Annotated in this window: 14 protein-coding genes and 1 tRNA gene; all 15 read right to left on the bottom strand. The window is 32.8% G+C overall.

The annotated features are described in order from the left end of the window. Positions 1 to 3: 3 nt before the first annotated feature. The 15 genes from M9C80_02550 to M9C80_02480 all read right to left on the bottom strand — a co-directional run bounded on the left by M9C80_02550 (position 4) and on the right by M9C80_02480 (position 17,334). A complete protein-coding gene (locus tag M9C80_02550; GenBank protein URQ70053.1) occupies positions 4 to 1,581 on the bottom strand; it encodes a sodium/solute symporter in 1,578 nt (525 codons plus the stop codon). Positions 1,582 to 1,654: 73 nt separating this feature from the next. After that, positions 1,655 to 3,067, bottom strand: coding sequence for a pyruvate kinase (pyk, locus tag M9C80_02545; protein ID URQ70052.1), 1,413 nt, complete (start codon positions 3,065 to 3,067; stop codon positions 1,655 to 1,657). 97 nt (positions 3,068 to 3,164) lie between these two features. Continuing rightward, entirely contained in the window at positions 3,165 to 3,368 is a 204-nt protein-coding gene (locus M9C80_02540) for a hypothetical protein (protein ID URQ70051.1), read from the bottom strand. 38 nt (positions 3,369 to 3,406) lie between these two features. Next, complete coding sequence (locus tag M9C80_02535) at positions 3,407 to 3,697, bottom strand: DUF1330 domain-containing protein (protein URQ70050.1); 291 nt, start codon at positions 3,695 to 3,697, stop codon at positions 3,407 to 3,409. Position 3,698: 1 nt separating this feature from the next. After that, positions 3,699 to 5,897, bottom strand: a complete 2,199-nt coding sequence (locus M9C80_02530; GenBank protein ID URQ70049.1) for a malate synthase G — start codon at positions 5,895 to 5,897, stop codon at positions 3,699 to 3,701. A gap of 43 nt (positions 5,898 to 5,940) precedes the next feature. Next, positions 5,941 to 7,086, bottom strand: coding sequence for an FAD-dependent monooxygenase (locus M9C80_02525; protein ID URQ70048.1), 1,146 nt, complete (start codon positions 7,084 to 7,086; stop codon positions 5,941 to 5,943). Positions 7,087 to 7,093: 7 nt separating this feature from the next. Then, a complete protein-coding gene (locus M9C80_02520; GenBank protein URQ70047.1) occupies positions 7,094 to 8,059 on the bottom strand; it encodes a prolyl oligopeptidase family serine peptidase in 966 nt (321 codons plus the stop codon). 3 nt (positions 8,060 to 8,062) lie between these two features. Next, positions 8,063 to 9,403: an amidase family protein gene (locus tag M9C80_02515; GenBank protein ID URQ70046.1), complete on the bottom strand. Its 1,341-nt coding sequence runs from the start codon at positions 9,401 to 9,403 to the stop codon at positions 8,063 to 8,065. 26 nt (positions 9,404 to 9,429) lie between these two features. After that, positions 9,430 to 9,505 (bottom strand) — tRNA-Gly (locus tag M9C80_02510). Between the two features lie 68 nt (positions 9,506 to 9,573). Continuing rightward, entirely contained in the window at positions 9,574 to 10,071 is a 498-nt protein-coding gene (locus M9C80_02505) for a hypothetical protein (protein URQ70045.1), read from the bottom strand. Beyond that, positions 10,056 to 12,266: a M64 family metallo-endopeptidase gene (locus M9C80_02500; protein ID URQ70044.1), complete on the bottom strand. Its 2,211-nt coding sequence runs from the start codon at positions 12,264 to 12,266 to the stop codon at positions 10,056 to 10,058. Before M9C80_02500 ends, M9C80_02505 begins: the two co-directional genes overlap by 16 nt. Positions 12,267 to 12,335: 69 nt before the next feature. Continuing rightward, positions 12,336 to 15,551, bottom strand: a complete 3,216-nt coding sequence (locus M9C80_02495; protein URQ70043.1) for a TonB-dependent receptor — start codon at positions 15,549 to 15,551, stop codon at positions 12,336 to 12,338. A gap of 187 nt (positions 15,552 to 15,738) precedes the next feature. Then, positions 15,739 to 15,981 carry an RNA-binding protein gene (locus M9C80_02490; protein URQ70042.1) on the bottom strand — a complete coding sequence of 81 codons (243 nt, stop codon included), beginning with the start codon at positions 15,979 to 15,981 and terminating at the stop codon, positions 15,739 to 15,741. Positions 15,982 to 16,042: 61 nt separating this feature from the next. Next, complete coding sequence (locus tag M9C80_02485) at positions 16,043 to 16,981, bottom strand: patatin-like phospholipase family protein (GenBank protein ID URQ70041.1); 939 nt, start codon at positions 16,979 to 16,981, stop codon at positions 16,043 to 16,045. Between the two features lie 65 nt (positions 16,982 to 17,046). Continuing rightward, positions 17,047 to 17,334, bottom strand: coding sequence for a PAN domain-containing protein (locus M9C80_02480; protein URQ70040.1), 288 nt, complete (start codon positions 17,332 to 17,334; stop codon positions 17,047 to 17,049). Between the last annotated feature and the right edge of the window lie 101 nt (positions 17,335 to 17,435).

Below are 17,435 nucleotides of genomic sequence, written 5' to 3'. Positions count from 1 at the left end.
TTATTAACCAAGAGCAATATAAGTTGTCAATAAAATTATTACTATTACAGAAACATTAGTGTTAAAAGATTTTGAAGTTGAAAAATTTATATCATTTAAATTAATGGCATTTTCTTGATCATTATTACCTTGCGCAATGGCTGTAAGAAAACATGCAAGCGCTGATGCACAAAAAACAATAGTCATTCTATGTATAAATGGTAAATCTGGATAAATTACGTTTATCAAAATTGACAAGCTAACAGAGCCAATAGCAGCAACAAGAACTGACAATGCAGTTGCTTTTTTCCAAAACAAAGCCACTAAAAAAATAACTACAATTCCAGGAGTAAATAAACCTGTAAAATTTTGAATAAATTGAAATATAGAATCAAAACTTCCTAATAAAGGTTTTGCTATTGAAACCGCAATTAATAAAGAAATTACGACGGCATATCTTCCAACAGAAACTAATAATAATTGGTCAGATGAATTTTTTGAGAATTTCCTATAAATATCCATCGTAAAAATAGTACTGATGCTATTTGTCATAGAGGCTAATGAGGAAACAATAGCTGCTATTAAAGCAGCAAATGTTAGTCCCAATAAACCATTAGGAAGAAGTTCAAGCATCATTTTCGGATATGCTGTATCAGAGTTCTGAACAGAAAGCGTTGGAAATAATAAAGCGGCACATATTCCAGGTAATACAATTACAAACGGCATTAATAATTTTAAGTATGCTGCAAACATAACTCCTTTTTGTGCTTCTTTAATCGATTTTGCCCCTAAAGCTCTTTGTGTAATATATTGACTAAATCCCCAATATGAGATGTGTCCAATCCATACCCCTAAGCCTAAGAGTATCCATATTCCAGGAAGATCTGAATAAGATGGATGATCAGGTGACAAAATCATATCAAATTTATCAGGTAACTCATTGAATACAATTGAGAATCCACTAATTATGCCCGCTTCTGGTCCTGAAATAATATTTAATGCAATATATGAAACAGCTAGACCTCCAAAAATTAACAAAACAACTTGAACTATGTCGGTCATAGCTACCGCTTTAAGACCACCAGATAATGAATAAGCTAATGAAAATAAAGCTAAGACTATTAAACCGTATATAGTATCAAGACCCGTAAGGGTATTTATTGCCATTGAACCCAACCATAAAACACTTGTAAGATTTATAAATATATAAACAATTAACCAAAAAAAAGATAAAACTAAGCTTACTCTGCTATCAAATCTCTGTTCTAAAAATTGAGGCATTGTGTAAATTTGCTTATTTAGATAGATAGGAAGAAAGAATTTAGCCATAATTATTAGAGCAATTGCCGCCGTTAACTCCCATACAGCTATTGCCATGCCAACAACAAAACCTTGTCCTGACATTCCAATAATTTGTTCAGCTGATATGTTTGCTGCTATTAAAGAAGCTCCTATTGCCCACCAAGGTAAAGAACGGCCAGCCAAGAAATAATCTTCAGTACTCCTAGATTCTCCAGAAGGTTTTCTTGATACATAATATGCAAGAGAAATTAAACTAATGGCATAAAGTGCCACAATGAACCAATCTAAATTATTAAACATATTTCCCCTTTATATATGATTATTGTATCAACGATTACCTAAAAAAAATTAAGAAATTTATTTAGACAAACTTTTAAATATTAATTATTTGTATGGCTTCTGAATGTTCCTCAGAAAAAATACCCGATGCCAAAATAAATTTTAATTTAGTTTTTTTATCGTATTTATTTTTTAAAATTTTAATAACTTTATTCAGCGTCTTATCATGATCCTTTAAGCTTCCTATCATGTACGAATAAGAGGATCCTACTAAAGACAATTTCTTATAAGTATCTTGGTTATTTGTAAATGTATATATCGGAATTCCATTAGGTTTTGCATTTGCGACGTATGTTGCAGTGTTTCCAGTTCTTGTGATTGCTATAATTCCATCTGCATTAGTTGCTTCTGCTAAATTTTTTGCCGCGACACCAATGTGTTCCCAATCAGTAGTTGAGATTAAGTTTTTTTCATAGCCTAAAGTTGGAAACTTTTCAGTTTTTATTGCAATAGATTTCAAAAATTGAACGCATTCTTTAGGATATTTACCAATACTAGTTTCACCAGAGAGCATTATTGCATCTGCACCTTCATAAATAGCGTTTGCAATATCACTAACCTCTGCTCTGGTTGGTGTAGGATTTGAAATCATAGATTCAAGTAAATGGGTTGCAACTATTGACCTTCTGCCCCATTTTGCACAAGCATGCATAATTTTTCTTTGTATATTTGGCAAATCCGTTAAGCTAGTTTCAATACCTAAATCTCCTCGCGCAACCATAACACCCCAGGAAAATTTACATATATCATTAATATTATCAAGTCCATCTTGATTTTCAATTTTAGCTATGATTTTTGCATACGATTTCTTTTTATCTAAAATTTGTTGGAGCTTTTTTAAATCCTCTTTATCCCTTACAAATGAAAGCGCTATAAAATCTACTTTATTTTTAATTCCAAAATTAATGTCATCCATGTCTTTAGATGTGATTGAGGGTAGATTAATTCTTACTCCAGGAAGATTTACGTGTCTTTTAGATCCTAATTTTCCTCCATCTAAAACTTTACATAACAAAGTTTCAGATTCTTTTTTAAGCACTTTAAAATTTATCAAGCCATTGTCTACAGAAATTTTAGATCCTGGATTAACACTTTCAATTAGATCTTTATAATTTATTTTGATAGACGAAGTTTCAACATCAACTTGATCTCTCACTGTTAAAGTTACTTCATCTCCGACTTTTAAATCTTGCGTAATATTTGTATCACCAGTTCTAATTTCTGGCCCCTGAGTATCTAATAAAATACCAATTGGTCCAAACCTTGATTTAGGGTCAGCATTTATCTTGTGTATTCTGTCTATAATTGACTTGGCAGATCTATGATCAGCATGTGACATATTTATGCGCGCAACATTCATGCCATTGTTATACAAATTTTTTAGTGTTTTTAAATCTTTTGTTGCAGGTCCTATCGTGCAGATTATTTTTGTTCTTGAAAATGTCATTAAATTGCTGTTTAAATACTAAACGAGGATTATATAGAAAAGATAGGCAAAAAAAAACAGAGCTAGGCTCTGTTTCTCAAACGAGTTTCGAAGGGGTCTAAAGTGAGATTCTCTTTAGCTCCTTGAGGATTCTCTCTTTTCCTCTTGGTGGTTCACTAAGCTCTTTTTTATCGTCGACTCTTAGTGATGCTTTCGCCCTTCGGTCTCTTCCTCCTGATTCTCCCCAGCTCCCGTCTGCAGTTGCTTGCTGGTCGGTTTCGTTCGGTACTAATAATAATACTCTTTTTTTTTCTATGGTCAATACTTTTTTTTAAAAAAACACTTTTTTTTTCAAAAAAATTAAATTATGCCCTCAACTATAGAAACTAACCGTTTTGATGAGTTTTTGACATGCTGTAGAGCGGTTTGATATTCCTCAGATTTATAACATTTTAATGCTGCATCATATGACTTGAACTCAATTAAAACCGACCTTTCGTAACCAGTAATTTCAAATTCCTCTTGTTGACCACCTCTTGCTAAAAAGATTCCATCATATTTTTTTATAATTGGCCCAGCAAGATCGATATATTTGGAATATTCTTCAAGATTTAATATATTGCCTCTTACTAACCAGTAACCTTTTGCCATTTTATTTTATTTTAAAATTCAATCTCATCTCATGAAGTATTGGTTCAGTATAGCCACTGGGTTGCGATCTGCCTTTAATGGCTAAATCACATGCAGCTTGAAATGCTATTCCATCAAACGATGGAGACATTGGGATATATGATGAATCATTTGAATTTTGTTCATCAACTACAAGCGCCATCTTCTTCATTGCATTTATAACATCATTCTTATTACAAATACCATGATGAAGCCAGTTAGCAATGTGTTGACTAGAAATTCTGCAGGTTGCTCTATCTTCCATTAAACCTATATTATTAATATCTGGAACTTTTGAACAACCAATGCCTTGATCAATCCATCTTACGACATATCCCAATATGCCCTGACAGTTGTTTTCAATTTCATCATTTATATCATCTTTAGAGAGATTAAAGTCATGAATAATTGGAATGTTTAAAATATCATCGATTTCAGCTCTGTCTCTAGATAAAATTTTATTTTGTTCTTTCTCTACAAATATTTCATGATAATGCATTGCATGAATAGAAGCAGCTGTTGGTGATGGAACCCATGCACAGTTTGCACCAGCTTTTGGATGCATTGTTTTTGTTTCATACATTTGTAACATTTCATCAGGCATAGGCCACATCCCTTTTCCAATTTGAGCATTGCCTTTAAAACCTGATTCTAGACCAATATCAACGTTCCAGTTTTCATAAGCTTTAATCCATGGCTCTTTTTTCATATCATGTTTTCTTACCATTGGTCCTGCCTCCATACTAGTATGTATCTCATCACCAGTTCTGTCTAAGAAGCCTGTATTAATAAAAATAACTCTGTTTTTTGCAACTTTTATACATTCTTTTAAATTTACTGTTGTGCGTCTTTCTTCATCCATAATCCCAATCTTTACAGTATTTGGTTCTATATCCAATGCCTTTTCAATTGCTTCAAAAAGATCACAAGAAAATTTTACTTCTTCAGGACCATGCATTTTGGGTTTAACAATATAAATACTTCCCTTACGGGAATTGTTAAATTTACCATTATTTAGTAAGTCATGTTTTGCAATACAAATAGTAAATAATGCATCAAGAATCCCCTCTGGTACTTCCTCTCCTTTCTTATCAATAACTGCTGGATTCGTCATTAAATGACCAACATTTCTTACAAGCATTAAACTTCTTCCTGGAAGATAGAATTTTTCGCCTTTAGGTGAAATATACTTTCTATCCTTATTTAATCTTCTAATCATTTGTTGCCCATCCTTAATAAATGTTTCTTGTAAGTCTCCTTTCATTAAGCCAAGCCAATTTCGGTAAACTATAACTTTATCTTTGCCATCAACTGCTGCAACCGAATCCTCACAATCTTGAATAGTAGTTACTGCTGATTCCATATAAATATCTTTAATGCCCCCCACATCCGATCTACCAACAGGATGGGCTTTGTCTATCTGAATCTCAAAATGCAAATTATTATTTCTGAATAGAAGTCCAAAAGAATCATTTTCATATCTAGAATAACCAAGATATTGCTTGGCATCTTTTAGCATTGTATTTTTTCCATCATTCAAGATCATTGATAGGAAGCCATCTTTAAAGTTAAATTTTGTAACATTTTTAAATGAGCCTAATTCTAAAGGGATGGTTTTATCTAAAAACTCTTTTGCAAAAGCAATGACTTTCTCGCCTCTTGCTGGATTATAGGATCCCACACGGGAAGCTCCGTCCTCCTCTGAAATAATATTAGTTCCATATAAAGCGTCATACAAGCTTCCCCATCTTGCATTTGCTGCATTTAAAGCAAATCTAGCATTCATTACAGGAACAACTAATTGAGGACCAGCAATTGAGCTTATTTCAGGATCAACATTTTTAGTAGATATTGAAAAATCATCAGATTCAGGAACGATATAACCAATTTCATATAAAAAATTTTTATAATTATCAAAGTTAAAGTTTTTATCTTTATTATTTATGTGCCATTCATCTATTTTGTCTTGCAATAATTTTCTTTTTTCTAATAAACTTTTATTTAGTGGCCCATAAACATAAATAAGATTCTCAAGCGTTTGCCAAAAAAAATCAGACGTAATATCTAAACCATTTAATAATTCATCATTGACAAAGTTTTTTAAATCCTCATCGACTTGCATTGCTGGCGATTTAAAAATATTAAGAAATAATTCTTTAATTGATGAGATTAATCTTGACATGTTTAAATTATAACAACTAAAGAATGTTCGCTAGAGTAAATTATCAATTTTTTGATTCTAAAATAGACTTGTAACTCCATATATCACTGAGACGATAGTTAATTAGCGAAGGAAAAGTTCGCATAATAAAGTTTCTTATACTTATAAAAACTGGATTTGATATGTGATTTAAAAAACCTTGTGTCTTGGAAAATTCTTGGATTTTTTTTATTCTTGGAATTCTTATATTTTCGTATTCTCTTTGAGCTTTTTTAATGTTTTTAATATTTTTAATTAACAATTGTGCAAATATATGAGCATCTTCTAATGACATGCAAGCGCCCTGACCTAAGAAAGGCAATATTGGGTGAGCTGCATCACCAAGTAAAGTAAGATTTTTTGAACAAAAATTCTTTGAATCAGGCGATATATAAATACCCCATTTATAATAATCATTTTTTTTGTTAATGATAGAACTTGGTAAATTTTTAAAAGGTGAAAATTCTTTTAATACTTCACTATATGCTCCTTTCCTTTTCCATGATGAATCTAATGTATTTGGTGTTTTTACAATTCCAACAAAGCTTACTTCATTTGAATTAATTGGATAGGTAACTATATGTTGATTAGGTGCAATAAATAATTGAATATTTTCCTGTTTTGCAGGAATGATAGATCTCCATGCTGAATATCCGCTATATGTTGGGTAAAAATTTTTATTTAGAAGATATTTTCTGCATACAGACTTTATACCATCACATCCAACAATGTGTGCAAATTTATATTCTTTAAAATTTTTAAAAATTAACTTAGTTTGTTTGAGATCTACATTGGTTAATTCATGATCAAAAGAAATTTCTCCGCCTAATGATAAATATTTATCTTTAAGGGACGAATATAATGTTTTTCTTGAGGATGTTATTACGTTCGAAGAAATTTTTAGAATATCTTTACTTGTATCATTAATTATTGTTTGTGAAGGTGAAAAGGAATTACTTATAAATTGATTATCAATATCAAGATATTTGAGAATATTTATACCATTAGGTGAGATTGTAATTCCAGCGCCATAATTACTAACAGAGGATGATTTTTCAAAAATAACAACAGGCAAACCTGATTTTTTTAAAAAACAACCTAAACAAAGGCCAGCAATACCGGCTCCTATTATTGCTATGTGATCTGAAAAATTATTCCTGGTATTTTTCATGCTTTCTCTAATTTATTCGGCCATGAATATTGTATTTTGATAAAAAATTCCATATTTCAATAGAAGCACTAACACCATAAGAATATATCGATGGCCAATCATGTCCCATTTCAGGATGAACTATTAGCTTTACATTTAAGTTGTTTAAACAATTTTCATACGTATCAAAGACAATAAAGTTGTCATTTATAACTCTATTTGGCTCTAAATTGCAGGAATTATAGTTTACCCAATAATCAACTACATCAGGTATGCTTTTTGATCCTGAATTTCCATTATACGGAACAACAAAATCCAGCAAGCCGTGAATTTGTAGAACAGCTGTTGGATGTGATGGGTTACAATCATTAAACGTATCAAAAGACATTGAGCCAGTTACCGAAGCAACAGCAGCAAATTTATCGCTAAGATTGCATGCTAAATGATAACTCATGTATCCACCATTGGACATTCCAGAAGAGTATATCCTTGTTTCATCTATTTGAATTTTGTCTTTCACTAAATTAATAATAGTTTCTATGTAATTTAAGTCATTTATAGTGCTCTTTGATGTCCAACCTCCAATATTCCAATGAGTAGATAAGGTACTTGTTGTAGCACCCTGAGGATAGATAACAATAAAATTATTTTCATCAGCCAGCGGCATATAATTTGTATAATCAAGATGCCTCGATGCATACGATCCATATCCATGAAGAGCAAATAATACAGGTATGCTTTTGGTAGTATCTAAATTAGGTGGTACATAAGAAAAATAATATCTATTTATACCATCATGAATAAGGTTACATCTATGGATATTAGTTTGATATAGAGAACAGGATTCTCCAGAAATAGGTGCGCTAGTCCCACTTTCAGTGGTGGCATTTGACAATATGTTATTTATATTATTAGTGGGGGACGAATCACCACCACCTCCACCACATGATGACACAATAAATAATAAAAATATAAAAAACAAATTTTTTAGCATTTATTATTTAATTACCTGCTCAAAACTATATGCCATTTCAATAATTTCTTTGTCCGACCAAAGTGAACCAATAAAACTTACGCCTACAGGCAAGCCATCAATTTTTCTGAAAGGAACTGTTATATGAGGCAAACCTGCAATTGCTGCAAAATGTCCGTTACCCCACCTTCTTTGTTTACTCATTGCTCCGTCATCACCATTTTTATAATCTATTTTCCAGGCAGGATTTCTTGTAAGACCTATCATTGCATCTAATTTAAATTTATTAAACAGATTATATGTTTGTTTGTTTATTTGATTAATTTCTTTGATAGATTGAATATATTTATTTGGATTTTTTGATGCTTTATTACTCTCATAAAATATATCCTGATCAAAATAGGTCATGACTTTTTCCTTATTTTTTTCGTTAAAATCAATAATATCCTTAAGTTTAGAATACTCACTATTTGAATTGATTAAATAATTTTCAATACCAGTTTTGAATTCATATAGAAGCAGAAAATATGAATACTCTCCTGGATATTTTCTTGTATCGTCTATTTCAAAAATGATTCCGCCTTCTTTTTCAATAATTTTGATAAGGTCGTCTATTAATCTTTTACCCGCAATATCATCATATCCAGATTTTAAAAGGCCAAATCTTTTTCCTTGTAGTGAATTTTTATTTAAATCTTTAGTGAAATTAAAATTAAAAGAAATGGGTATTTTATGTGTCAAAAAATCTTTTTCGTCTCTGCCAGAAATAATTTCAAGCACTTCTGCAACAGATTTAACATCTTTTCCCATGGGCCCTGCAGTATCTTGAGAATAAGAAATTGGAATTATTCCTGATCTGCTCACGAGTCCAACTGTTGGTTTCATTCCTACTATTCCGTTAACAGATGCAGGGCAGCTAATTGATCCGTTAGTTTCAGTGCCAATAGATATATTCAAGATTCCAGAGGAAACTGCAACAGCTGAACCAGAACTTGAACCACATGGATTATTGTTTTTTCCATGCGTATTAAAAGTTTGTCCACCAATGCTTGACCAACCACTAATTGACTTAGTAGATCTGAAGTTAGCCCATTCTGATAAATTTGTTTTACCATAAATGATAAAATTATTTTTTTTTAGTTTTTGAATAATAAAAGCATCTTTGGTTGGAAAATTATTTTTAAGAGCTAGTGATCCAGCTGTTGTTGCAAATCCAACAACATCTATATTATCTTTAATAGCAATTTCAGTCTTATTATCAACATTTTCCAAATCAGTCTTAATTGCTATAAAAGAATTGAATTTGTCTGAATAACAATCAATGCTTAAGACTAAAAATAATATGGTAATTAAAATTAATTTCATTTAAATATTTTATCAGATGAAAATAATGGTGCGGCACGCCGGTCTCGAACCGGCGGCCTTCTGCTTGGCAAGCAGACGCTCTACCAACTGAGCTAGTGCCGCTAGGTTGTGTAATATAACTTTAATGAGATAGGCTTTCAAGAATATTAAATTTCAAGCTATTTTAAAAATTAATCTTTTAAATCAATTCTGTGAATCTCTTGAAAGTCTTCATAGGAATCTCTTTTGGAAACAATAATTGTCTTGGGAGTAATATGACTAGGGACAGCAAAATCAAATATTGCATTATCTCTATAGCCTCCAGAAACCGGTTCATTTTCATATCCAATATGTTGAGCTCTAATAAAAAAAGGATTACCTATTCCAATCATATATACCTCTTTATCTTTGTCATTTAATATTTTTATAGCGTAGGTATCTCTTTTTGTGATTAAATGATGTTTTTTAATATGATGTTTAGAAGGTTTGTTTAATGCGAAATCTTGAAGAGCTGCTGTTGAATTATTAATCTTAATCTTATATATTTTTGCAACTTTAGTTTTTGTAGAAATATGTAATTTTTCAAAATCTAAATCTTCAGTAATAATTTTATCTACATTTGCTGCATGCATATTTATACAAAAAGCAAATATTACAAAGAAAAAATTAAATTTTAATATACGTTCCAATTTATTCCCCAAGTTCCGCCAAGTGGTCCATTTACATAACCATAACTACATTCATTTTCATATACAGGATTAGTTGTCCAATCACCTGTTTGAGGAGTTCCACCTGCTGTATCAGAACAGGAGTTCCACCAAAAATTTGTATTAAATAAGCCCTCATAGAAATCATTGATATTTGTAACATCATCAGGAGCAATTACAATTCCTGTATTATCATAAACTCTCCATGTATATTTTTTTATACTTCCATCTGTAGGACGTTGAAATGTTACAACTAAGTCATTTTCAAAGGCAGGTACTTCAATTCCATCTTCATACCATTTAAGTGTAAGTTTAGTATCGTCATAAACAGCAGCAATGGTAATTTTAAATCCGGTATTAACTGAGGTATCTGCACCAGTAACTAATTCAACCGTATCATCTAAAAATCCTTGATTTTCAATAGAGGCTATTGCAAAACCTTCAGCATTAACTTTGCCATATTCTAAATAACAACATTCCATAATTGACCAGTCATAGGGTCTATAATGATATTGATCATAATTATCATTTTCATCATAAGAGTAATAAGTACCTTGAAATAATCCAACACTTTTAAAGCAATCTGGCAAAGTTTTATTTACTAAGTCGTCCCAAATATAATAAGTACAAGTACATGAATCTGCATTATTGTCATCATCATAAGGATCATCACTATCATTATAATAACCACCACTACTAGCCCATACCGCGCATACTTTTGATTGGAGACCAGGAACATAGCTCATGTCACTAATCCAATGCTTCCATTTAACTTGATTAGGGTCACTTTGAGTTGTGGTATTAATATTTAAATCTGCAAAACGTGCAACATCTCTTCCATGTTCCTCTAAATATTCATCACCTGCATAGGCATGTGAATGACCTAACTCATGAACAAGCGTAAATTCTGTTCCCCAGGTATTTTCATCGTCCTCTCTAAGCTGTTGAATATTAGTTTTTCCTAAAGCAACTCCTCTTCCAGGCGTTCCAGTTAGGACTGAGACTAAATCATTGTCAGGTAAAAAGTCGTCAAAAACCGACATATTAATATCACCATCTCCAATACAATACGCTGTGGGAGACCAGTCATAACAATCTGTTCTTATTCCAGCGGAGGAGGATCCATCCATATTCTGAGGAACAACAAAGGCAAGACTAAAATAATCAGTAAAAAAAGGTTGCGCATCTGATTCATATATTGCATTTATTGAATCTAGTAACTTCTTTTTAAATAATGATAATTGAATTTCTGATTGAATTGCATCTGCTACAAATAAATATAACGTTCTTGCATTAGAAGTTTCACTACCGACTAAGAAATATCTATCATAAGTGACTTGAGTGGAAGAGCCTTCATTAACACCATCTTCTGGATCGTCATCTTGAGCTATTGTAATAGGCGTCTTACCAACTCCAAACCAGGTTCTAAAATTTAATGAAGTCGACAACATTCCGTCAGAAATTGTAATCAATGCTTGTTTGAATCCACCATTTATTAAAGAAGATGTATCCACTGATAAATTAACATTACTGGTATCAGGAATAAATTGACTTGTTATTGGTAATGATTCATTGCCAACTGTCATAGAAAAAGTCATCTGCTCTTCAGATGAGTCAACATCGGAATAAGAGACTAGAAAGGATAAAGTCTCATCAAGAATCATTGTTGATTTATCATAATCTATAGAGCTTATTGCGGTTAAAGTTGGTGCATCGTTAACAGCAGATACAACAACATTGACAGTTTCACTTTTACTGTAATTGTCCTGTTGAGGCGCAGTTGCAGTCAAAACAAAATCTGTATTTCCATTCCAGTTTTCCGGTGGTCTATATTGAAAATTACCATTATTACCAAGAACAATTGCTCCCTGTGAAGGCTGAGTGGTTGTGAAATTAATTGTTGTTTGTTGAGAGGGCTCAACAGTAAACTGACCTGAAAAAATTACATCCTCTTGAGTTTCAATAGGGCCATAATCAATTGTTATTGAAAATGGTGCAGTTGAGGTCCCACCCCCATCAGAGCTTCCACCCGAACTATCTCCACCTGAACCAGTGTTTGATCCAGAATTGTTACCGTTATTGGTTGAGCCAGCATCTGAAGACGAACCTCCACCGCCACCTCCACCACAAGAGGATAACAAAACAATAGTTAACACAAATAAAGATAATTTTTTCATAAGATTTTATACATATTATATATAAAAAAAGAGAGCATCTGCTCTCTTTTTTTGTTTAATTTTTTATGATTAAAACTTATACCTAAAACCTGCTTTGTACACCGGTCCATGATCTTGAGATAAGAATAACATTTCACTATATCTTGCAAATAAACGTGTAGGTTGATCTGTTACGTTCATTGCATCTACAAAAAATCCTAGGTTATCGTTGACTCTATATGAAACAGCAACATCAACATGTGTTCTAGCTTCAACATATAAAGGTTGGAAGTAATTACCCATACCCGCATAAGTCTCGCCTCTGTGATTAAATGCTAACCTTGCTGTAATAGTTTCATTTTCATAAAATACAGAAAAGTTTCCTGAATCACCAAAACCATCCAAAGCGTCTTGGCTATATAAGTTGTCTAAATCAGGTTCTACATCACCACCAGTAACAGCAGTATAGTTAAACTGAACACCGTAGCCATTGTCCATCAAATGCTGCCATGCCACCTCAACACCATCAACTCCACCTTCTTTAAGATTAACAGGCTTAGAAACTCTAAACATTGCAAGTGGATCTGTTGAGCTGGATACAATTGGGAATGCAGAGCCAACAACAAAAGTGCCATCTAAATCTGTTCCATCAGCACCAGGTGTACCATAATTGTCATAGTCCCATGGAGCTCTCCATGGTCCAATATATTGACCTGCTGAATTCACAAAACAACAATCTCCCCATGGGAAATTACCTGGTCCACCCATGTTATAAAACCATGTGTACCAAGCGTACATTACTTCTCTTCCCGCGAAGAATGTATCGTAATTTAATAGTTGTTGCCAATAGACATCTGTTAGAGCAAATGGAGAAGTTGCGCTATATTGTTGACAATCTTCACCATAATCCCATGCACCTGAGGAAAGACCACAAGCAGATTGTCTAGCTAATACTAGATCAAAGAAATTATTTACTGTTTCTTGTGCTCTTATACCATTTGCTGACATAGATGGGTCTCTAATGCCATTAACATTTTCTATAGCTTCGCTTGTTGTTATAAAATCCTCAAGTTCCTTATGGAAAACGTTTACAGCAAAATAACTACCCTCTGCGTAATAATTTTCATAAGCAATATCTATATTTGTTGACTTCATAGGTTCTAGTTGAGGATTACCTACGCTTGCAGTAAGGTTAGTTCTTGCTTCAACTCCTAAGCTGTAAACTGAGCTTAAGTCTCTCAGTGCCGGTCTTGCTATCGATTGAGATAGTCCAAATCGAACAACTTCATTTTCAGACATTTCCCATGACATTGAAACTGCTGGCAATAACAGGTCGTGAGTTGTAGAATCTGAGACATCAGTTAACAAAGCGCTTCCTGCTGAAGTAACAGCCATACCATCATGTTGATTATTTTGAACAGTAACAGCTCCATTTGAACCAAAACTAAATCCTGGGAAGTCCCAAATGATCTGATTTGGCATTGGTGATAGGCCCACTGAACTATTTGTTGCATCTTCATATCTCAAAGCAACAACAGTATTAAGCGGTCTATCTCTAAAAGTACTCTCGAAGTTTAACTGAACATACATTGATTCAAGTTCTTCGCTTACTCTTGAATTTGTATCTGTAAGACCAGGAGTCATTTGACCACCTAAATAGTCTCTAGCATCTGCAATTATTCCAGGTACGTTTAATCCAAAGTAATAATTATTTTTTGGATTAAAACCTGATCCAAATCCATCCATAAATCCGCCAAGAGAAGTTCTTGTTAAATTTGAATCATTTAAATCTGCTGCAGTTGATAGAGAAAGATTATAATTTTCTTCTGCTCTTCTATCTCTAAAATCTTGTTTTATGTTTGAAAATCCAAATTCTATAGATGTCAAAGAATCTCTAAATCTTCCATTAGAGTTAGTCCATTCACCAAATACTCTATATTGAGTCATATCATTAATAGAATCTCTATCACGAATAGTAGCGCTATCAATAGCATATTCACTTGCAGCATAGTCTCTTCCATATGCGTATGTATTAATACCTTCACTGCCAAGCCAATTTGCATTAATTGTAGAGGTTAAGCCGGTTGATAACATTACACTGTTATCTAAAGTTGGCCCAGTTACAGCTGCTGTTGATTCGTGATAATCAATCTGTAATTCTAAGTCATCGTTAACATCCCATGCTAAATTAAAGCCTAATGAGTTATTATGATTTCTTGTTTTACCCCATGAGGCTTCGTGACCATAATCAGCCATATTTGTTTCGAGGCCGGTAATAGCTCCGTTTGTTGAAATTTCTGCAATAGAAGAATTCCATCCTGCAAGCCATTGACCAAATCTTGTACCCTCTGTAGAGAATTTAACTTCTGAATACGTATAGTCAAGAGTAGCTCTTACATTTTCTCCCATCTGTCTTTGGACAGTTGCTTGAAGATTTTGTCTAATTCTGTTGTTGTCTTTTATTTGATAACCATGTCTTTCAGGCACAAATATTGCGTTATCAATTCTTCCATTAATACCTCTAATCACAGCGTTATCAAGACGTCTTCTTGCTTCTTGATATGAGTTACCTGCGTCGGCTAATCCAGTTGCTGCTTCATCATATGGAAGTGTTGTTTGCCAGTTACTTTCTTGAGTTCCTTCTTCTCTATTTGATCTCTCTTGAAGTGAGCCTGAAAGAGCCCAGCCCCAATCACCATTATTAGAAGCTGTAACAAAATCAATTTCAACTGGGTTGTTAATGCCTCCTTCTGCAGTTGTGTCATAAACACCTGCTACGCTTACAGAGGAAATTCTGCCATTAACATCAAGCGGCCTAGTAGTAACCATATTTATAGTAGAACCAATACCACCAGTAGGTAAACTCAAGTCTGTTGACTTATATATTTCCACAGCTGATATCCCATGAGAGGAAATATCACCAAAATTAAAAGAACGACCGCCTTCATATTGTCCGGGAATAGTTGGCATTTGACGACCATTTAATGTTACGAGGTTAAATTCAGGCCCAAATCCTCTTACTGCGACTTGTTGACCTTCAACGTTGCTTCTGTCTACTGCAACACCAACAACTCTAGCGAGTGATTCAGCTAAGTTACCATCTGGGAATTGACCAAAATCTTCAGCAGTTATTGCATCAACTATTCCTACTTTAGATCTTTTAATGTCGATTGCATCTTTAAGACTTTGTCTAATGCCAGTAACAATAACTTCTTCGACATCTTCGGCTTCTTCTTCATTCGCATCTTGTGCAAAAAGAAAAGTAATTGGTAACAATAGTAAAAGTGATAATAAATATTTATTCACAGGAAATCCCCCAAAGTTAACAGCAACACCCAAAGTAGCTGTTATAGTTTTATTTCATTGGCTCATTTAACCTTTTTGAATAAAATCTGTCAAGAAAATAGCTAATATCTAGATATTTTTTAAATACATAAAAATTATCTAGATTTACTGTATAAATCTATATTAAAAGTTACAAATTAAATTAGGTTTATTTTTCTCTAGGTCGAGATTCGTTGACTACTAATTTTCTTCCTTCAACTTCAGTATCATTTAAAGCTTGAATAGCTTCCTCTGCACCATCACTCATTTCAACAAAACCAAAACCTCTAGAACGATTTGTCATTCTATCCATTATGATTTTAGCTGAAGTAACTGTTCCATGTTCAGCAAAAAGGTTCTCTAAATCTTGATCGCTCATGCCCCAAGAAATGTTTCCAACGTATATATTCATAATTGTCCGTAAATAAAAAAATAGTATCTTACAATAGTTTTTTACAATTTAGTGAAGTTTTTTAATCTTCAATGAATTTTTTTGTTGTTTCCCCAAATTTTGACCACCACTCCATCCCCATAAGATGTATTTTTTCAAGGTTCTCATCTGAGTCATCATCAAGCATCTTATTGATTCTTCCAAGAGGCGAATTAATTCTTAAATAGGATTCACCAATGAGGTCTTTTGCAATATCATCATGCACCTCAGAATCTAACATCATTCCCATAATGTCATTTCTTAACCAACCAACTCCACCCCATCTTGATGAGGCTGAACCTGATATCTTATGTTTGTTTAAACCAGAACCTATGCTTAAAACCTTAATATTATCATTTGGAAAAACTTTTTTGGCTTGCGCATAACCAACAAGAGTTGGATTATTTGTAACTATTCCTCCATCAATCATCCATGAACCAGAGTCCATTTGATATGTAGGAAAGTACATTGGCGCAGCACTTGAGGCGCATATAGCATCTACAAAACTAACTTCAGGTGTAGAAAATGTATTATGAAAAACATGCTCTCTTTTCTCAATGTCATAGCTTAGTGTTAACAGAGGTTTGTTTGATTCTCCAATTTTTTTGTCTCGAAATATTTCATTCAAAAGTTTTATCCTTCCTTCTGATTCATATCTTGGTCTAGCTTGAACTAAAGAAGCTTTATCCCAAAAAAAAGAAGTCTGCATAGTTCTGTCCAAGTATTCACTATTCCAAAATTTTTTTACATCGGAGGCGCTCATATGTTCATGAGCAAAACATGCAGCATTAAATGCTCCTGCTGAAGTTCCAACAAACATATCAAATGAATCACAAACTTTATACCCTGTCTCCAACTCAAATTTCTTTAAAAAAACAATTCCAGCAATTGCTCTGACTCCACCACCATCAAAAGATAATATTCTTCTGGTTATATTTTTAGAAGAACTATCCTTTTTAAAAAAGTTTAACAGGCTATTCATTATCAAATTGTAATACAAAAAAAAGGTCTAAATTAATAGACCTTTCCAAAAAAGTTTTTATATTTTTAAGCTTTAAAGCCTGAGTAAGATTCTGAACTATCTTTTTCAGATGATACATTTTTTAGTAAAGTGCAAGAGCCTCTTTTGGTATCCAAAGTAAAAGCAACACAAGATTCTCGTGAGGCACAAAATGCGGCACATTTTTGCGGATTAGAATATTTTTTTGATGTTTTGACTGTTGCAATTTTGCCTGACAGAGCAATATTTTCTTTGGTTTCAAAATCCAAAGTTGCAGCTGACAAAGGCTGCAATGCAAAAACTAATAAAAAAGCTAAGGGGGAAATTTTAATCATGTTTTACCTATAAGTTAAAAAATTATTATTATATGTTTGCAGTGCATACATAGTATAAAATCATTTTACGCTATATGTATGCAGTGTCAACATACGATTTA

It is taken from the genome of SAR86 cluster bacterium, assembly GCA_023703615.1.
Classification (GTDB): domain Bacteria; phylum Pseudomonadota; class Gammaproteobacteria; order Magnimaribacterales; family D2472; genus MED-G85.
This window is presented reverse-complemented; position numbering and strand designations above follow the sequence as displayed.

Coding starts and splice junctions, on each gene's coding strand:
- M9C80_02490 (URQ70042.1), bottom strand. CDS start 15,981: ATGAATATATACGTTGGAAACATTTCTTGGGGCATGAGCGATCAAGAT.
- M9C80_02485 (URQ70041.1), bottom strand. CDS start 16,981: ATGAATAGCCTGTTAAACTTTTTTAAAAAGGATAGTTCTTCTAAAAAT.
- pyk (URQ70052.1), bottom strand. CDS start 3,067: ATGACATTTTCAAGAACAAAAATAATCTGCACGATAGGACCTGCAACA.
- M9C80_02500 (URQ70044.1), bottom strand. CDS start 12,266: ATGAAAAAATTATCTTTATTTGTGTTAACTATTGTTTTGTTATCCTCT.
- M9C80_02525 (URQ70048.1), bottom strand. CDS start 7,086: ATGAAAAATACCAGGAATAATTTTTCAGATCACATAGCAATAATAGGA.
- M9C80_02530 (URQ70049.1), bottom strand. CDS start 5,897: ATGTCAAGATTAATCTCATCAATTAAAGAATTATTTCTTAATATTTTT.
- M9C80_02535 (URQ70050.1), bottom strand. CDS start 3,697: ATGGCAAAAGGTTACTGGTTAGTAAGAGGCAATATATTAAATCTTGAA.
- M9C80_02480 (URQ70040.1), bottom strand. CDS start 17,334: ATGATTAAAATTTCCCCCTTAGCTTTTTTATTAGTTTTTGCATTGCAG.
- M9C80_02515 (URQ70046.1), bottom strand. CDS start 9,403: ATGAAATTAATTTTAATTACCATATTATTTTTAGTCTTAAGCATTGAT.
- M9C80_02550 (URQ70053.1), bottom strand. CDS start 1,581: ATGTTTAATAATTTAGATTGGTTCATTGTGGCACTTTATGCCATTAGT.
- M9C80_02520 (URQ70047.1), bottom strand. CDS start 8,059: ATGCTAAAAAATTTGTTTTTTATATTTTTATTATTTATTGTGTCATCA.